This is a genomic window from Flavobacterium adiutor, assembly GCF_048282555.1.
Classification (GTDB): domain Bacteria; phylum Bacteroidota; class Bacteroidia; order Flavobacteriales; family Flavobacteriaceae; genus Flavobacterium.
The window spans coordinates 4,402,698-4,417,714 of record NZ_CP182487.1 but is presented as its reverse complement, the minus strand read 5'-3'; the positions used below and the strand labels follow the sequence as shown (position 1 = coordinate 4,417,714).

Here is a 15,017-nt window from a genome sequence, read left to right as displayed (position 1 = left end):
TAATTTTAATTAGAAGATTGTTACATTTGTTGCTTTAAAATCAAAATATCAATTTCAAACATAATATTATGAGCATACCGGCAAATTTAAAGTACACAAAAGATCACGAATGGGTTAGCATCGATGGAGATGTTGCAACAGTAGGAATTACTCATTTTGCTCAAAAAGAGTTAGGAGATATCGTGTATGTTGAAGTAGAAACTCTAGATCAGACACTTGAAAAAGACGAAGTTTTTGGAACGGTAGAAGCTGTAAAAACGGTGTCAGATTTATTCTTGCCTCTATCGGGAGAAATCATTGCTTTTAATGAAGATTTAGAGAGTACTCCTGAGGCAGTAAACTCGGATCCTTATGGAGCAGGATGGATGATTAAAGTGAAAATTGCTAACGCTTCAGAAATAGATTCATTATTATCTGATGAGGCATATAAACAGCTTATAGGTGCCTAAACAACTGCTTTTATTATGGGCAATAATATGCACAGGGGTAATTACCTATCTTTGCCTGACGGACTCAAGTAATATTCCGTCAGTCCGTTTTTCCAGCATTGATAAAATAGTACATTTCTGTTTTCATTTTGGCTTTACAATCTCATGGATTTTGTTTTTCAAAAAAGAATTAAAGGGTAAGACTACGGATGATTTTAAAGCCTATTTAATTTCGTTTATATTTTCAGTTTTTTTTGGAATAACTATTGAAATATTACAAGGTGTGTTAACCAAAACCAGAGCAGCAGATGTTGCTGATATTTTAGGTAATGCCATTGGAGCTACAGCTGCAGTTTTTGTGGCAATAGCTTTTAAAAAGCAAATCGACAAAATATAATAATTCCCACTTCGGTGGGTTTTTTATTTTCTGAATTTTAAATGTATTTTTGCGCTATCTCAGAATCTTAATGATATGAATATCAGGGAATATTTAGACTCCACTTACTTAAAGACTGCTTCGCAGGCCGGTATTTCAGAAATAGAAAACGATATTGTGGTTAAACATGCCATCACTGAGGCTATTAATGAGGGATTTAAAGTGATTATGATTCGGCCGGAATATGTAGCTTTGGCCAAAGAAATGATTTTACAGGCTAATTCAAATTTGAGTATAGGCATTGTTATTGATTTTCCGGAGGGTAAATCAGATTTGGAAACAAAGATCAAAGAAGGGAATCAGGCAATAGCAAATGGTGTAGATGATCTTGATTTTGTTTGTAATTATGAAGCCTTTAAAAATGGGGATAAAGAATTAGTAAAACAAGAGGTTTTAATAGCAACACAAATAGGACTGGCAAACAATAAAACTGTAAAATGGATTATTGAAACAGCTGCTTTGAGCGAAAAAGAAATCATTCAGTTTTCATCCCTGATAAAAAACGTTATTATTTCGAATTTTGATGAAGAAGATTATGAATCAGTTTTTGTCAAATCATCAACCGGATTTTATGAAACCCAGGACGGTTCCTCAAACGGTGCAACTATCCCTGCAATTATTATGATGTTAGAAAATGCATCGCCATTGCCGGTAAAAGCTTCGGGAGGTGTTAAGACTTATAAAGAGGCAATGGAAATGATTGAATTAGGTGTTAAACGAATCGGAACTTCGTCTGCAAAAGCAATTGTAAACGGAGAAAATACCCCAAATGAATACTAATGAAAATTAAAAATATTTTGAGTAAAAGTTTTTTAACGTTCTGCCTGACATTATTATGCATGTCTGTTTTTTCTCAGGAAACAAGCAAATCTTCTGTTAAGCAGGGTTTTTCTGCTGAACGCTTTCCTGTTTTTTTTAATTGTGAAAATTTAGAGTCTAAAAATTTGGAAAACTGCTTTTATAAAGAAGTTCATGATTTTGTATATAATAATTTTGAAGTTCCGGAAAATTTGAAACAGTCAAATTATAAAGGTGAAGTTAAGGTGCTGTTTGAAGTGGATGCAAACGGAGAGTTTAAAGTAATTTATGTCAATGCGACAAATGATGATCTGGTTAAAGAGGCCAAACGTGTTTTTAATAAATTTCCAAATATAAAGCCATCTACTTATAATGGTACTGCAACTTATTCTAGATATACCATTTCAATTGATGTGCCGCTAAAAAGCTCAGAGCAGATTGCTGCCGAGAATCTTGCTGCAGCCGAAATTTTAAAACCAATAGAAAAGCCAATGACAGAACTGGATAGTATTGTGTATAAAAAATACAATAATCCTGAATTCGAAAGTCATTTAAATATTCCTTTTTCACACAGTTATTATGCGCAGTTTGACGCAGCTATGAATCAGGTGGGGAGTAATAATCATACGGCATCCAAGCCTTACACTTATGCGGAGGTTTCAAAATATTATAATTTAAAAGCCGTAAATGAATCGCTTCAAAAAAAGGCTTCTACTTGGTTAGGAAGAAAATGGTGGAATGAAAATATGGTTCAGATTCAGGGAGAAGATTACTGGCTGTCTTTAAATCCAATTGTTGATCTGCAAATGGGTAAAGCCTCTGATCTTGATGCGTCGTATACTTATGTAAATACACGGGCAATCAATTTCAGAGGAGGTTTAGGAAAGCAAATCAACTTCACTACCACAATTTTTGAAAGTCAGGGGAGATTTGCTGGATATTTTAATGATTATGCCAATTCCTTAAAACCTTCAGGAGGAAATCCTGCGATCATTCCGGGTATGGGAATTGCAAAACAATTTAAAACCGATTCGTATGATTTTCCTTTAGCGGAAGCAAATATTTCGTATTCACCGAGTAAATTTTTCGATTTTCATTTAGGTTACGGAAGAAATTTTATCGGAGACGGATATCGTTCATTATTGGAAAGCGATGGAGCAAGTCCTTATCCCTATTTTAAAATTAATACCACATTCTGGAAAATAAAATATACTAATACGTATATGTGGCTCAAGGATGTTCGTCAGGATGCAACTGTTGATAAAACCTATGCTTCAAAATACATGGCGAATCATTATCTGAGCTGGAATGTTTCAAATAAATTAAATATAGGTTTCTTTGAATCGGTAGTCTGGACAGACACCAATAACAGAGGTTTTGATGTAAATTTTGTTAATCCGATTATATTTTATCGTTCTGTTGAGTTTGCATCATCTTCTAAAAGCGGTAATGCACTTTTGGGAATTACATTTAAATACAAATGGAATAATAATGTCAATTTGTATGGGCAGTTATTGATTGATGAGTTTTCATTTGGAGATATAAAAGCGGCAGATAACAGCTGGAAGAATAAGATTGGATACCAATTTGGCGCTAAATATTTTAACGCCTTTAAAATTAAGGATCTGCTTCTTCAGTTAGAATATAATCACGTTCGTCCTTATGTGTATTCTCACAGCGCTGTAATTACTAATTATGCACATAATAATCAAAGTCTTGGTCATCAATGGGGTGGTAATTTTGAAGAACTTGTTGCGATTGGGCGTTATCATAAAGGACGTCTTTTTGCTGATGCGAAATTTACTGTGGGGAAAAGAGGTTTTGATTTTGATACCGCAGAAGATTCTTTTAATTACGGAGGAAATATCTATAAAAGTTATGACGAGAAACGGCCTTATGACAATGGTGTAAAGATAGGTCAGGGCAATAAAACCAATATTTTCATTGCCGATATTCAGGGAGGATATCTGATAAATCCAATGACGAATCTGAAGCTATTTGGAAGTTTTATCTATAGAAATTTCGACCCAATGCAGAATACGGCAACTACTTTTAAACAAAGTACGACTTGGTTTACAATAGGATTACGTTCTGATCTTTTCAACTGGTATTTTGATTATTAATATTTAATAAGACTTTTCGATACAATTGTGTTAAAGATTGACAAGTCCTTATTTTGTAAAGGTTTTATTTGAAAAATCTAATTTTATAGTTCAGAATTCTATAATCTAATTTGTACATTTGCACCACTAAAAAAACAGACAAATAATTACAGGGTTGAACGCTACTAAACATACAATTTCACTTAAATCAATATTTCTGGATTTCAAAGAGATTACGAAAGCTGGTTTAGCTATCAGTGTTTTATTTTCTTCAATTGCAGGGTATTTATTAGGTGTGAATAGTGAACATCCTTTTCAATGGAATGTTTTAGCTGTTTTAATGGTTGGAGGCTACTGTATGGTTGGTGCTTCTAATGCTTTTAATCAGGTAATCGAAAAAGATATTGATTCTTTAATGGATCGTACCAAAAACCGCCCGGTTCCTTCAGGACGGATGTCTCCAAAAGTAGCTTTGCTGTTAGCAGGTTTACTAACCATTACAGGAATTGTTTTGTTATATACGATCAATGCAAAGTCTGCAATGTTTGCTGCAGTCTCAATATTTTTATATACGAGTGTTTATACGCCTTTAAAAACGGTAACTTCTTTATCTGTTTTTGTTGGGGCTTTTCCTGGGGCAATTCCGTTTATGTTAGGATGGGTTGCGGCAACAGGTGAATTTGGAATAGAAGCAGGTACTTTGTTCTTGATTCAGTTTTTCTGGCAATTCCCTCATTTTTGGGCTATTGGATGGTTTTTATATGAAGATTATGAAAAGGCAGGTATTTTTATGCTTCCAACAGGAAAAAAAGATAAAGGAACAGCTTTGCAAGTTATTTTATATACAATTTGGCTGATAATTGCATCGCTATTACCGATGTTAGGATATACAGGACAATTGTTTCTTACGCCAATTGCAGCAATCGGGGTTTTTGTATTAGGAATCTGGATGTTGTTTTATGCAGTGCGTTTGTATCAGTTGCAAACTGCAAAAGCAGCCAGAACCTTAATGCTGGTGAGTGTTTCGTATATTTCATTACTGCAAATAGTGTTTATAGTTGATAAATTTTTAAGATAGTTATGGAAATGACAATGAAAATAAGTGAAGAACAAGTAAGAAAATCAAAATCGGCAAAACTGATTTTGTTGTTTGCAATGGTAAGCATGACGATGATGTTTGCCGGACTTACGAGTGCATTTGTAGTAAGTAAATCAAGAGCAGACTGGTTGAAGGATTTTCAGTTGCCATCTGCGTTTTATTATAGTACTGCCGTAATTATTGGCTGTAGTATTGCTTTTCATTTGGCAAAAAAAGCCATTCAAAAAGATAATAGAAGCGCTACCACAGGGTTTCTGCTTGCTACATTAATATTGGGTATTTTATTTGTGGTTTTGCAGTTTGAAGGTTTTGGTCAGATTGTAAAAAGTGGATATTATTTTACCGGTAAAGGGAGTTCTATAACGACCACTTTTCTTTATGTGGTAACTGTTACGCATTTATTGCACCTTGCAGGGGGATTAATTTCTCTTTTAATTGTAATTTATAATCATTTTAAACAAAAATACAATTCAACTCAAACTCTTGGTATAGAACTAGGTGCGATGTATTGGCACTTTCTGGACTTGTTGTGGGTTTATTTATTTTTATTTTTATATTTCTTTAAATAAGAAAAAAACGTAAATTTGGGAACTTTTTAACGAATATCTTTTATGGAAGCGACAGTTAGTACTGCAAACAACAATGAAAAAACTTGGGGAGGCGGAGATGATATCCAGCCATTAGGAGCAAGTTACGGAAAAATGATGATGTGGTTTTTTATCGTATCAGATGCCTTAACATTCTCTGGATTCCTTGCGGCTTATGGTTTTTCAAGATTTAAATTTATAGAAACCTGGCCTTTGGCTGATGAAGTGTTTACTCACTTTCCATTTATGCATGGTGTTTCGGCTCCGATGTACTATGTGGCATTAATGACTTTTATTTTGATTTTCTCATCTGTAACAATGGTTTTGGCTGTTGACGCAGGTCATCAGTTGAAAAAAACTAAAGTTGCAATATACATGTTCTTAACTATTATTGGTGGTTTGATCTTCGTAGGTTCTCAGGCCTGGGAGTGGAAAAACTTCATTAAAGGAGAATATGGTGCAGTAGAAACAGCAGGGGGTAGTTTGTTGCAGTTTGTTGATAAAGAAGGTAATAGAGTTGCTCTTGCGGATTTTGCAGTAAAATTGCCAGAACAAAGACAAGCATTGACAAGAAGCCAGTCAACCTGGTTCATGGAAGATGCTGAAACGCAACCTACTTTTACAGTTGCAGAAGTGCAGGCTGGTTTTAAAGCGCATCCTGAATTATTGATAAGAACAGAACAGCTTACGGATAAAAAGAAAAAAACTGTTTTGTCAAGAACAGAATCTGAATCTCGCTTAAGTTCAGCGAAATATGTAGTTGAAGGAGCAAACTTAACTAGAAACGAATACGGAAGTAAATTGTTTGCTGATTTCTTTTTCTTTATCACTGGATTTCACGGATTCCACGTATTCTCAGGAGTTATTATCAATATCATTATTTTCTTTAATGTATTATTAGGAACTTATGAAAAAAGAAGAAGCTACGAAATGGTAGAGAAAGTTGGTTTATACTGGCACTTTGTAGATTTAGTTTGGGTATTTGTATTTACAGTTTTCTACTTAGTTTAATTTTAGATTTTAATTATTATGTCACACGAACACGCATCAAATACAAAAAGAATCTGGACTGTTTTTATATATTTATCGGCAATAACTATAGTAGAGGTTATTTTGGGTATTTATAAACCAGCATCATTAGAGTTTAATCATTTTATTGGTTTGAATTTGTTGAACTGGATTTTCTATATCCTGACGATGGTCAAAGCATATTTTATAGTATGGGCATTTATGCACATGGAAGGTGAAAAAAGCAGTCTTAGATGGTCTGTCGTTTCACCTGTTATCTTCCTGGTTTTATATTTATTGTTCATTCTTTTAACTGAGGGACATTATATTTATGGGGTTTTTAAAGATTCTACTATTAAATGGAATTTTTAACATGATATTAATTCGAAAAGAGGCTCCGTTTAACGGAGCTTTTTTTATTTTTGTAGCTCAATAATTTCCGCACTTACAATGAAAAAAAATATAGTTCTCTTTGTGCTTTTTGTTTTGCCAATTGTCGCCTATTTGTTTTTTGCCTCCGGAGTAAATAGCTTTACAACACTTCCTGTAATTACGTCAAAAATAAGTGACTTTGGAAACTGGAAATCCTTAAATGGCAAGAAAATTTCACTTGATAAAAAGATAACGATTTTAGGTTTTGCAGGTTCAGATATTTTGAGCAATCGTGGTAATTATTTTAACTTAAACGAAAAAATTTATAAACGTTACAACGGTTTTGAGGATCTACAGTTTGTGGTTTTATGTCCGCTTGGAACTGAAAAACAAGCTCAGAAAATTGTAGATGCTTTATCTCCTTTTACTAATGTAAAAAATTGGAATTTTGTTTTTGCATCAAACGAAGATATAAAGAGATTTTATAATCAGTTACATTTAAAAGGGAAACTAGACGCAAATCTTGGGACTTCTAATGTTTTTATTGTTGATAAAGAAAGAAATTTGAGGGGTAGAAAAGATGATAAAGAGTATAAAGAGGGCTATAACACCTTTCACCCTTCTGAATTAAGCAACGAGATGCTGGATGACTTTAAGATTATTTTGTACGAATATCGTGCTGCTCTTAAAAAGAATCATAATGCTACTAAACAACTCTAAATTGAATTCATAATGTTTAAAAATAAATCATATATAGGTATTTCGTTTATTATTTTAATTTTCGGAATCTATGCAGTGCCAAAAATCGTAGACAGAATAAAAAATGGAGATGTTGTAAAAAACGATCGGCTCGATAATGCAGATTTGAAAAATTCAAAATCGGATACAAAGTTGTTGACCATTGGTTCGGTACCAAAATTTGAATTAACCAATCAGGACAATCTGAAAATTTCTAATGAAAGCTATAAAGGAAAAGTATATGTATTAGAATTTTTCTTTACTACTTGTCCGTCTATCTGCCCAAAAATGAATTTAAGCATGTTAGAGATTGAAAAAACTTTTTTCGGGAATCCTAACTTTGGTATTGTTTCCATAACGATTGATCCAACTCATGATACTCCCCAGGTTTTAAAAGATCACAGAAAATTGTTAGGCGTTAAATCATCAAACTGGAATTTTTTAACCGGAGATAAAGCAACTATTATGGATTTGTCAAACAAGGGTTTTAATTTGTACGCAGGAGAAAATGCGAAAGTAAATGGTGGTTTTGAACATTCGGGATTATTTGCCTTAATTGATAAAGAAGGGAATATTCGTTGCCGTAAGGACGATTTCGGAAATCCAATTTTATATTATGACGGCTTGGACAAAAAAGGCGTTAGAGACATTCAGCAGGATATTAAAATATTATTAAAAGAATAAAATGGAAGATCATTCAATAGAAAAAAAATACAACAAGTTTATCATTGCCGTCTCAATTGTAATTCCGGTTGTAGTGGCCATTTTATTTGGAGTCAAACTTAAAGATTTCGGTTACGATGTAGAGTCGCTTTCGTTTTTACCTCCAATATATGCAACTATAAATGGTATTACTGCGGTAGTTTTGATTTTGGCAGTAATTGCTATTAAAAAAGGGAATCAGAAAATACATGAAAGGTTAATGACAACTGCCATTGTATTATCTGTTGCTTTTTTGGTAATGTATGTAGCGTATCATATGACGGCTGACTCAACTAAGTTTGGAGGAGAAGGAGTGATTAAGTTAATCTATTTCTTTATTTTGATTACTCATATTTTATTGTCAATTGCTATTATTCCTTTGGTTTTGATCACTTATGTGAGAGCTTTAGCAAAACGATTTGACAGGCATAGAAAGATTGCTAAAATTACGTTTCCACTTTGGTTGTATGTTGCTGTGACTGGTGTTGTTGTTTATTTAATGATTTCTCCTTATTATGTGCATTAAAAATAAAAATATTCAATTTCTAAATTCCAAATTACAAACTTTTGTTTTTGGAGTTTTGTTTTTCTTTATTGGAATTTCTTCAAACGCTCAGTGTGCGATGTGTCGTGCTGCTCTTTCTGGAGAATCAAACATTAAAAAAGCTGAGGCAGTAAATGATGGAATCGTTTACTTAATGGTCATTCCGTATCTGCTGGTTGCAATCATTGGAGTTTTAATTTATAGAATGTATCAATCAAAAAGCAAAAAGACCGAATGAATCCGGTCTTTTTTTATTTTAATCCATTAACAGAAACATTTACTGTTCCGTTTATTTTGATAAATGCTATGATAGCTTGATTAGTTAATTGTATTTTCTCAAACTTGATGTCTTCCATTCTTCCATTAATAAATACACCTGGCATTGGGGAGTAATTTTTAAGATATGCGGCCATGGTTTTTTTGCCTTCTTCTAAATTAGGCTGTATGGAATATCGGCAGCTTTCTTCCATTTTTTTTAGGATATAACCCTGAGCAAGCCAGTTTGCAGTTCGCATTAATTTGCTTTTCGTATCTAAAACATAGTCCAGTTTGTCAAAATAGATTTCTTTAGTTTGTGCATTGTATTGAGGGAATCCGTTTAAATAAATAGTTCCGTTGACAGATCCTAAAACATCGAGTGCGATTACCATTTTTGCATCCTTATGCCAAATTTCAACATTTTTCACGGTTACTTTTTTACTTCCTGACCCAAATTCCTGTCCTGCAAAATTTTTAGTCATGATTTTTGAAGCATCGACATAACTTGATATAGCTGCAATATTGGTCGTAATTTGGTTTGGAATTTTCGCGACTGATTTTAAAACAATTTTTGAAGCATTAAACTTAGATTCGGGTTGTTTGCCAATAACAGTTTCCATATTGCATTTTATTCCCATATCCAGTAAAAATGAATCGTCTTTAAGTTTTGCGTTGGTAGAATATATTTCTACCGGTGCAATTCTTAGCCAGCTCTCATAAGTTTCATTCATTTGAAAGGGAGTGCATATTTTTTCTAATGCAGATAAAACATTTGGTTTAAAATCCATTGATTTTTCAATTGCACCATCTATGCTTTTTTCAATTTTGGATTTGAACATTGAGATTGCCGGATTTGCTAAATAAGTAATAGGGATATTTTTTCCAAAAACGGTCATGGTTGGGCTTTCATTCCATTCCAAAGACTTGAACTCTGTTTTTGTATTGAGTTTCCAGTTGGTTAAAGTGACTTCGCTTGATAAACTAATGATACCGTTTAAATTGAATTCACGTGTGTCGTAAAGTTCAACTCCCATTTTTTTAGTACCAATTCTGTATTTGATATTTACTTTTAATGGTAAAACGGTTTTTATCCTTTTATCTGCATTTGCAGGATCATTTTGAATTTTGATTGGAGCCTGTTTCCAGATTTTCATTTCGATATCATCCTCCTCAATATTATTATCTTCGTAAATTAATCCATTTAAAAGAGCGTTGGTTTGATTTTCAATATCTTTTAGTTTTACTGTGATTGGTAAATTAATAAAAGAAGGATTGCTATCGTAAATCAATGGACTTGCATCATCAGGTTCAGGTTTTAATGTGGCTAGCTTTTGAGAAGTCGAACAGCTGATGAATAATGTTAAGATTATGAAAAGAACTGAAGAAAAAAGAAATTTCATTTGAAGATTTTTTAGTAAAGCAAAATTAAGAAAACAATTATATTCTTTGAAAAAAGTGTAACAATTAGTCGATAATGTAGTCTTATTCTAAAAGTCATACGAAATTTATTAACTTTTTCTTACCATAAAATACGTGATTAAAATGTTATTATTGTCTTAAAATTCAGCGGTATTATGATTGAAATCAAAGATTTGCACAAGTCCTATAAAATGGGGAGTTCAGAATTGCACGTACTAAAAGGAATAAATTTTAATATAGAAGAAGGCGAGCTGGTTGCCATAATGGGATCTTCTGGTTCCGGAAAATCAACCCTTCTGAATATTTTAGGGATTCTGGATGAAGCAGATTCTGGCAGCTATATCCTGGATAAAACTCCTATAAAAAAACTTAACGAAACAATTGCTTCCAGATATCGAAACAAATTTTTAGGATTTGTTTTTCAGTCTTTCAATTTAATTAATTACAAAACAGCTCTGGATAATGTTGCAATGCCCTTGTATTATCAGGGTATTAAGAGGAAAGAACGTTATGATATTGCGATGAAATATCTGGAGAAAGTTGGTCTGGGGTCGCATTCACATCATTTGCCGAATGAACTTTCAGGAGGACAAAAACAACGTGTTGCAATTGCAAGAGCTTTGGCGTCAAACCCGAAAGTTTTGCTGGCAGATGAGCCAACAGGCGCTTTAGATACAAAAACCTCTTATGAAGTTATGGAACTTATTCAGGGAATTAATGATGAAGGAAAAACAATTTTGATTGTTACACACGAACCTGATATTGCTGCAATGTGCAAAAGAAATGTAGTTCTGAAAGATGGATTAATCATTGATGACAAAAAAGTAGAACAAGTTAGAGCTTCAGCGTATGTTTAATATTGAGCGATGGCAGGAAATATTCGAAGCAATCTCCAAAAACAAGTTAAGAACTTTTTTGACAGGAGTTTCTGTTGCTTCGGGAATTTTTATTTTGGTGATTTTACTCGGTGCTGGAAAAGGTCTTCAGAACGGAATTGAAAAGCAGTTTGAAAATGATGCCGAAGGAATAATTGAAGTTTGGTCTAATACCACAACTAAGGAATACAAAGGATTAAACCCAGGAAGGCAAATTCAGTTAAGAAATAGCGATTTTGAACTTCCTGTAAAAAAGTATAACGACGAAATCAGTAAAAAATCATCTACAAGAAATACCTGGGGCGGAACCATTACTTACGGTAAAGAATCTGGTAATTATCAGTTTAGGGGTGTCAATCCTGATTATTTAGACATTGAAAACGGAACTATAATTCAGGGACGCTTTTTGAATGATAATGATTTAAAGAATAATGAAAAAGTTGTTGCTATTGGTTTAAAAGTAAAACAGGATTTATTTAAAGATGTTGATCCAATTGGCAAACAGATTCTGGTAAATGATGTAAATTTTAAGGTAATAGGGGTTTTTACAGATCCTTCGGGAGAAAGGGAAGAATCAAGGGTTTATATGCCTATGACAACTAATCAGCGTGCTTATGGTGCTGGAGATAAAATTAGCGGAATGATGTTCGTTTTAAATAAAAAAACGAATTATGATGAAGCTTTGGCACAGTCCAAAAAATTCACAGACGGAATAAAAGAACTGTTGAAAAGTAAAAATATTATCGCACCAAATGATGATAGTGCCATTGGAGTTTATAATTCCGTTGAAGAAGCTAAACAATTTTATGACTTAAATCTTTTTATCAGGTTGTTTTTTTGGTGGGTAGGGATTTGTACCATCATCGCCGGAGTTGTAGGGGTAAGTAATATTATGCTTATTGTGGTAAAGGAAAGAACAAAAGAAATTGGAATTAGAAAAGCGCTGGGGGCATCACCATTTTCTATTATTTCCATGATTCTTCATGAGTCTATTTTTATAACTACTATAGCAGGTTTTACAGGTTTATTGGCGAGTCTTTTATTATTAGAATTTGTTGGGCCAATGGTTCAGAGTGAATATTTCAGAAATCCCGAAGTAGATTTTGGTGTTGCTTTAACAACACTTGTTTTACTTGTATTTGCAGGAGCAATGGCTGGTTTTTTTCCAGCATACAGAGCCGCTAAAATAAAACCTATTGTAGCACTTAGAGACGAATAAATATGTTTAGTAAAGATAATTGGGATGAGATTTTACAGGCTTTAACGGCCAATGTTTTCAGAACAGTCCTGACAGCATTCGGGGTATTTTGGGGCATATTTATTTTAGTAATATTACTTGCGGCAGGAAACGGACTCGAAAACGGTGTAAAAAAAGGGTTTGACGGAATAGCTACAAACACCATGTTTATGTGGAGTCAGACAACATCAAAAGCTTATAAAGGCTTGCCCAAGGTGCGTCGTTATGATTTTAGAAACAGTGATGTTGCTTCTTTAAGAGAGGCTTTTCCAGATTTATTGTATGTGTCCCCACGAAATCAATTAGGTGATTTTAACGGAACAAATAATGTGGTTAGGGGAACAAAAACTTCGGCATTTACCATTTATGGGGATTATCCCGAACTGATTAAGCAACAGCCGATGGATATCATAAAAGGACGTTTTGTCAATCAGCAGGATATTCTTGAAAGAAGAAAAATAGCTGTGATTGGAAAAGGGGTTATTGCTGAGCTTTATGGAAAAGAGGAAGAAGCTGTTGGGACTTATTTGAAAATCAACGGAATAAATTTTATGGTCGTTGGAGTTTATAAATCGAAACAACAGGGAGGAAATGCAGAGCAGGAACAAAAAAATATTTTCATCCCTTTTACTACTTTTCAGCAGGCTTTTAATTATGGAGATAAAGTAGGCTGGATGGCACTTACTGCAAAAGATGAAACCTCCATTACAGATTTAAAGCCAAAGATTTTAGAGAAAATAAAAGCACTTCATTCTGTCAATCCAAAAGATGATCGTGCCGTAGGAAACTTCGATTTGTACGAACAGTTTAACAAGGTGCAAAGTCTTTTTACTATTTTAAAAATCATTGCCTATTTTGTAGGAACTTTGGTTTTGATTTCCGGAGTAATTGGGATATCCAATATTATGCTTATTGTGGTTAAAGAAAGAACTAAAGAAATTGGAATTAGAAGGGCGTTAGGAGCAACGCCTGCAGCGATAAGAGGACAAATTTTGTCTGAATCAATATTTTTAACCATCATTTCAGGTATGCTAGGAATTGCTGTTGCAACAGGGCTTATTGCACTTTTGAATATGTTTTTAGATTCAATGCCTCCAAACAGCAATACCATGTTTGCAAATCCAAGTGTAGATTTGCGGGTTGTATTTGTAGCTTTATTAATCCTTATTGGTTCAGGATTACTGGCCGGATTTATACCTGCGCAGACCGCTATAAATGTAAAACCGGTGGATGCTTTACGAACAGAATAAATTATCAATCAAAATATAATCGAAATAACAACCAACAAAATGAAAAAAGGAGTAACCGTAACCATTTTAATTTTTATTGCTATAATTTTCTTTGGCGCACTTTATTATTTGTATGCCAAAAATCAGGAGTCGCCAGTTGTTTTTAAAACTGAAAAAGCAGAAATTAAAACCATTGTGAAAAATACGATCGCAACAGGTAATATTCAGCCGAATGAAGAGGTTTTGATTAAACCTAACATTTCAGGTATTATTGAATCTATTTATATTAAAGCCGGAGAGAAAATCAAGGCAGGAGATATGATTGCCAAAATCAGGGTTGTTGCTAATGTTTCTAATGTGAGCAGTACTCAAAATCAGGTTCAGACAGCTAAAATTGCTTTAGACAATCAGGAGAAAATCTATCAGAGACAAAAAACATTATTTGAAAAAGATGTAATTTCTGCAAATGATTTTGATGCAGCCCAACTAGCTTATAGACAGGCAAAACAAAATTATCTGTCAGCAAAACAAAGTCTGGATATCGTAAAAACAGGAACAACATCTTCATTGGGAAGCTATGCAAACACACTGATTCGTTCAACGGTTAACGGAATGGTTTTAGATGTGCCTGTAAAAGTTGGAAATCAGGTTATTGAAAGTAATAATTTTAATGAAGGAACAACAATAGCAAGTGTTGCAGATGTTGGGAAAATGATTTTCGTCGGAAAAATTGACGAATCTGAGGTAGGTAAAATAAAAGAAAAAATGCCTATTGAAATTACAATTGGAGCAATTGAAAACAAAAAATTCACAGCTGTTTTAACCTATATAGCTCCAAAGGGAGTAGTTGAAAACGGAGCTATTCAATTTGAGATCAAAGCTTCTTTAGAAAATAATGAGGCCACTTTTATCAGAGCCGGCTTAAGTGCGAATGCTTCTATTATTTTAGAGAAAGCAGATAAAGTTTTGGCTATTAAAGAATCATTGGTTCAGTTTGACAAAAAAACTCAAAAACCGTACGTTGAAATCGAAACTGCACCTCAAAAGTTCCAAAGAAAAGATGTCGTTCTGGGAGTAAGTGACGGGATTTATGTTCAGGTTAAAAGCGGGATTAAGGCATCTGATAAAATTAAAATCTGGAATCAGGGACTTATCAATGAGGGAGAAGGCGAAAAAAAATAATTT

The 15,017-nt window shown here is 33.5% G+C and carries 17 protein-coding genes; 16 read left to right on the top strand and 1 reads right to left on the bottom strand.

Going from position 1 to position 15,017, the window contains the following annotated elements:
* Positions 1-68: 68 nt before the first annotated feature.
* From gcvH to ACNC7R_RS18675, 12 genes are all read left to right on the top strand, one after another.
* Entirely contained in the window at positions 69-449 is a 381-nt protein-coding gene (gene gcvH / locus ACNC7R_RS18730) for a glycine cleavage system protein GcvH (RefSeq protein ID WP_223679618.1), read from the top strand.
* Entirely contained in the window at positions 442-825 is a 384-nt protein-coding gene (locus tag ACNC7R_RS18725; RefSeq protein WP_417942556.1) for a VanZ family protein, read from the top strand. Before gcvH ends, ACNC7R_RS18725 begins: the two co-directional genes overlap by 8 nt.
* 75 nt (positions 826-900) lie before the next feature.
* The gene (gene deoC / locus ACNC7R_RS18720) at positions 901-1,644 is read left to right on the top strand and encodes a deoxyribose-phosphate aldolase (protein ID WP_417942555.1); all 744 of its coding nucleotides are present in this window, start codon (positions 901-903) and stop codon (positions 1,642-1,644) included.
* Positions 1,644-3,785, top strand: coding sequence for an energy transducer TonB (locus ACNC7R_RS18715; protein ID WP_417942554.1), 2,142 nt, complete (start codon positions 1,644-1,646; stop codon positions 3,783-3,785). The genes deoC and ACNC7R_RS18715 overlap by 1 nt, the downstream gene beginning before the upstream one ends.
* A 154-nt stretch (positions 3,786-3,939) precedes the next feature.
* Positions 3,940-4,842 carry a heme o synthase gene (cyoE, locus tag ACNC7R_RS18710; protein ID WP_417942553.1) on the top strand — a complete coding sequence of 301 codons (903 nt, stop codon included), beginning with the start codon at positions 3,940-3,942 and terminating at the stop codon, positions 4,840-4,842.
* Positions 4,843-4,844: 2 nt separating this feature from the next.
* On the top strand, positions 4,845-5,432 hold the full coding sequence (locus ACNC7R_RS18705) for a cytochrome c oxidase subunit 3 (protein WP_417942552.1): 588 nt from the start codon (positions 4,845-4,847) through the stop codon (positions 5,430-5,432).
* Positions 5,433-5,474: 42 nt separating this feature from the next.
* Positions 5,475-6,461: a cytochrome c oxidase subunit 3 gene (locus ACNC7R_RS18700; protein ID WP_417942551.1), complete on the top strand. Its 987-nt coding sequence runs from the start codon at positions 5,475-5,477 to the stop codon at positions 6,459-6,461.
* A gap of 18 nt (positions 6,462-6,479) precedes the next feature.
* Positions 6,480-6,830, top strand: coding sequence for a cytochrome C oxidase subunit IV family protein (locus tag ACNC7R_RS18695; RefSeq protein WP_417942550.1), 351 nt, complete (start codon positions 6,480-6,482; stop codon positions 6,828-6,830).
* A gap of 78 nt (positions 6,831-6,908) precedes the next feature.
* Positions 6,909-7,550 carry a hypothetical protein gene (locus tag ACNC7R_RS18690; protein WP_417942549.1) on the top strand — a complete coding sequence of 214 codons (642 nt, stop codon included), beginning with the start codon at positions 6,909-6,911 and terminating at the stop codon, positions 7,548-7,550.
* A 12-nt stretch (positions 7,551-7,562) separates the two neighbouring features.
* The gene (locus ACNC7R_RS18685; RefSeq protein ID WP_417942548.1) at positions 7,563-8,252 is read left to right on the top strand and encodes an SCO family protein; all 690 of its coding nucleotides are present in this window, start codon (positions 7,563-7,565) and stop codon (positions 8,250-8,252) included.
* A gap of 1 nt (position 8,253) precedes the next feature.
* Positions 8,254-8,796, top strand: a complete 543-nt coding sequence (locus tag ACNC7R_RS18680) for a DUF420 domain-containing protein (RefSeq protein WP_417942547.1) — start codon at positions 8,254-8,256, stop codon at positions 8,794-8,796.
* The gene (locus ACNC7R_RS18675; protein WP_417942546.1) at positions 8,786-9,052 is read left to right on the top strand and encodes a hypothetical protein; all 267 of its coding nucleotides are present in this window, start codon (positions 8,786-8,788) and stop codon (positions 9,050-9,052) included. Before ACNC7R_RS18680 ends, ACNC7R_RS18675 begins: the two co-directional genes overlap by 11 nt.
* A gap of 13 nt (positions 9,053-9,065) precedes the next feature.
* Here ACNC7R_RS18675 and ACNC7R_RS18670 read toward each other — a convergent pair whose 3' ends face one another.
* Positions 9,066-10,472 carry a DUF4403 family protein gene (locus ACNC7R_RS18670; protein WP_417942545.1) on the bottom strand — a complete coding sequence of 469 codons (1,407 nt, stop codon included), beginning with the start codon at positions 10,470-10,472 and terminating at the stop codon, positions 9,066-9,068.
* A gap of 174 nt (positions 10,473-10,646) precedes the next feature.
* On the opposite strand from ACNC7R_RS18670, the gene ACNC7R_RS18665 reads away from it, so the two are divergent.
* The 4 genes from ACNC7R_RS18665 to ACNC7R_RS18650 are packed head-to-tail and all read left to right on the top strand — an operon-like array spanning position 10,647 to position 15,014.
* Complete coding sequence (locus ACNC7R_RS18665; RefSeq protein WP_417942544.1) at positions 10,647-11,348, top strand: ABC transporter ATP-binding protein; 702 nt, start codon at positions 10,647-10,649, stop codon at positions 11,346-11,348.
* Positions 11,341-12,585, top strand: coding sequence for an ABC transporter permease (locus ACNC7R_RS18660; protein WP_417942543.1), 1,245 nt, complete (start codon positions 11,341-11,343; stop codon positions 12,583-12,585). The genes ACNC7R_RS18665 and ACNC7R_RS18660 overlap by 8 nt, the downstream gene beginning before the upstream one ends.
* A gap of 2 nt (positions 12,586-12,587) precedes the next feature.
* Entirely contained in the window at positions 12,588-13,853 is a 1,266-nt protein-coding gene (locus tag ACNC7R_RS18655; protein WP_417942542.1) for an ABC transporter permease, read from the top strand.
* Positions 13,854-13,892: 39 nt separating this feature from the next.
* Positions 13,893-15,014, top strand: a complete 1,122-nt coding sequence (locus ACNC7R_RS18650; RefSeq protein WP_417942541.1) for an efflux RND transporter periplasmic adaptor subunit — start codon at positions 13,893-13,895, stop codon at positions 15,012-15,014.
* Positions 15,015-15,017: the final 3 nt, after the last annotated feature.

Bases quoted from the DNA above. Each gene is read 5' to 3' on its own strand.
- ACNC7R_RS18715 (WP_417942554.1), top strand. From the start codon at position 1,644: ATGAAAATTAAAAATATTTTGAGTAAAAGTTTTTTAACGTTCTGCCTG.
- ACNC7R_RS18655 (WP_417942542.1), top strand. From the start codon at position 12,588: ATGTTTAGTAAAGATAATTGGGATGAGATTTTACAGGCTTTAACGGCC.
- ACNC7R_RS18690 (WP_417942549.1), top strand. From the start codon at position 6,909: ATGAAAAAAAATATAGTTCTCTTTGTGCTTTTTGTTTTGCCAATTGTC.
- ACNC7R_RS18670 (WP_417942545.1), bottom strand. From the start codon at position 10,472: ATGAAATTTCTTTTTTCTTCAGTTCTTTTCATAATCTTAACATTATTC.
- ACNC7R_RS18685 (WP_417942548.1), top strand. From the start codon at position 7,563: ATGTTTAAAAATAAATCATATATAGGTATTTCGTTTATTATTTTAATT.
- ACNC7R_RS18700 (WP_417942551.1), top strand. From the start codon at position 5,475: ATGGAAGCGACAGTTAGTACTGCAAACAACAATGAAAAAACTTGGGGA.
- ACNC7R_RS18675 (WP_417942546.1), top strand. From the start codon at position 8,786: ATGTGCATTAAAAATAAAAATATTCAATTTCTAAATTCCAAATTACAA.
- gcvH (WP_223679618.1), top strand. From the start codon at position 69: ATGAGCATACCGGCAAATTTAAAGTACACAAAAGATCACGAATGGGTT.
- deoC (WP_417942555.1), top strand. From the start codon at position 901: ATGAATATCAGGGAATATTTAGACTCCACTTACTTAAAGACTGCTTCG.
- ACNC7R_RS18680 (WP_417942547.1), top strand. From the start codon at position 8,254: ATGGAAGATCATTCAATAGAAAAAAAATACAACAAGTTTATCATTGCC.
- ACNC7R_RS18705 (WP_417942552.1), top strand. From the start codon at position 4,845: ATGGAAATGACAATGAAAATAAGTGAAGAACAAGTAAGAAAATCAAAA.
- ACNC7R_RS18695 (WP_417942550.1), top strand. From the start codon at position 6,480: ATGTCACACGAACACGCATCAAATACAAAAAGAATCTGGACTGTTTTT.
- ACNC7R_RS18660 (WP_417942543.1), top strand. From the start codon at position 11,341: ATGTTTAATATTGAGCGATGGCAGGAAATATTCGAAGCAATCTCCAAA.
- ACNC7R_RS18665 (WP_417942544.1), top strand. From the start codon at position 10,647: ATGATTGAAATCAAAGATTTGCACAAGTCCTATAAAATGGGGAGTTCA.
- ACNC7R_RS18650 (WP_417942541.1), top strand. From the start codon at position 13,893: ATGAAAAAAGGAGTAACCGTAACCATTTTAATTTTTATTGCTATAATT.